Source organism: Streptomyces sp. NPDC048473, from assembly GCF_043200155.1.
Lineage (GTDB): Bacteria > Actinomycetota > Actinomycetes > Streptomycetales > Streptomycetaceae > Streptomyces.
This window is the reverse complement of the sequence record NZ_JBICXE010000181.1, coordinates 1-1,587: the sequence shown is the minus strand read 5'-3', so window position 1 is coordinate 1,587 and position 1,587 is coordinate 1. Positions and strand designations below refer to the sequence as shown.

1 protein-coding gene and 1 pseudogene are annotated in these 1,587 nt (G+C 68.5%); both read right to left on the bottom strand.

Features of this window, described 5'->3' with window-relative positions; translation table 11 throughout:
* The coding region (locus tag ACGFU7_RS48105; RefSeq protein WP_393705142.1) for a transposase at positions 1–610 on the bottom strand (610 nt) is incomplete at its 3' end.
* Positions 505–1,368: pseudogene (locus ACGFU7_RS48100) on the bottom strand (IS4 family transposase); the annotation flags it as partial. The pseudogene ACGFU7_RS48100 and the gene ACGFU7_RS48105, both read right to left, overlap by 106 nt.
* Positions 1,369–1,587 lie beyond the last annotated feature (219 nt).

The following is a 1,587-nucleotide window of genomic DNA, read 5'->3' as shown; positions in this document are numbered from 1 at the left end:
GGTTGCGCCGGGGCGGGAGGAGGGCGGCCAAGAGCTCTGTGGTGACTTCGCGGCGGGCGGTGTCCAGCGTGGTGACGTCGGCTGCGGCCTGGGCGGCGACGGCCAGCCGGGCGAGCTGCACGGTGACGGTGAAGGAGATCCGGTCAGGATCGGTCCCGCCGTGTTCTGCCGCGCGCGTCTGCAGTGCGCATAGTGCCTGGTAGACGGTGAGGAGGGCGTAGATCTCCTGGTAGATCAGCTCGGGCGCCTTGGAGCGCAGGATGAATCCGGCGCCGCGCAGGCGGTTCTTCAGTTCCGCGAATCCGTTTTCGATCTCCCACCGCTGGTGATATGCCCTCGCCAGCTGGTGGGCCGGGGCGAGGTGGTGGTCCAGCAGGCTGGTGACCAGCCGGAACGTCTCGGTGCGGGTGGGCCGGCCTGCGGGTGGATGGTGACGGTGTACTCGATGATCCGCACCAGGTGTCCCTGGGGAGGCTCGGGCAGGGTGCGTCCGGCCGCTCGGGCCTGGCCGTGGCGGATGTTCTCCGTGGGGGTGCGCATGATGGACAGGTAGGACCCGTCGGACAGTACCCGCAGCGGCACGAAGACCAGGTTCTTCTTGATCCGCCAGGCCAGGTGGGCGCCGGTGGCGCGGGCCAGGCCCCACAGCTGATGTCCGGCGAAGTTGCGGTCGGCCAGCAGCAGCATGTCCGGTCGCAGGGAGGCCAGCAGCCGGCGGGCGAGCTTGTGCTCGCTGAACCTGGCCACGGCGTCGAAGGCCGCGTCGACCAGGGCGTGGGTGCCGCATTCGGTCAGTGCCATCAGGCGGACCTGCGGGTGTCCGCTCTGGTTGACTCCGCCCTTGCCGGTGAAGCCGAACTCGGCGGCGTTTGCCGAGGTGTCGGGGACGTCCAGCGCGGTGCCGTCCCAGGCGACCAGCCGCAGCCCGAAGGCGAACGCGCCCGGAGTGACGGTCGTGGCCAGCGTGCCGCACCGCCGCTCGAAAAGCGCCTGCAGCGGCTTGTCGCCCAGCCGCTGCCGGGCCCGTTTCAGGGCCGAACTGGTGGGCAAGCGCTGCACACGCAGGCCCGGCAGATACCGCAGCTTCTCCGTCAACGTGCGCAGGACCGACCGGTATCTGGGCGGCCCGGCACTGTCGGAGCTGCTGAACAGGCACAACGCCAGGACGAAGTAGACCACCGCCCGGGCCGGCAACAACCGGCGGCGACGCTCGCCGCAGCCGGTCAACTCCACGACCTCGTCAACCAGTTCAGGGCTGATTTCCTCGGTCAACACACCGAGACGGACATGCTCGCCAAAGCGCCGGTCCGAGGGGACCACCAGCCTGTTCAACGGAGCCTGGCTGCCCTCGGTGATGGCAGACGGCATGCGGGCGATGGCACACTGAGTACCCAACGGAGTTCCCTCGCGGACAGTCGGATCTTGGTCGATCTTCTGTCCTACCGGGAACTCCGTTGCCGTGTCCCGGCCTCCGCCGACACATCACCAGAAGTGACGGATTACGCAACGTCACCAGGGGATATTCCCACCCAAACCCCGCACCATCAAGTGCCTGACCTGCACCTACGCGCTAACTCACCGGCATTG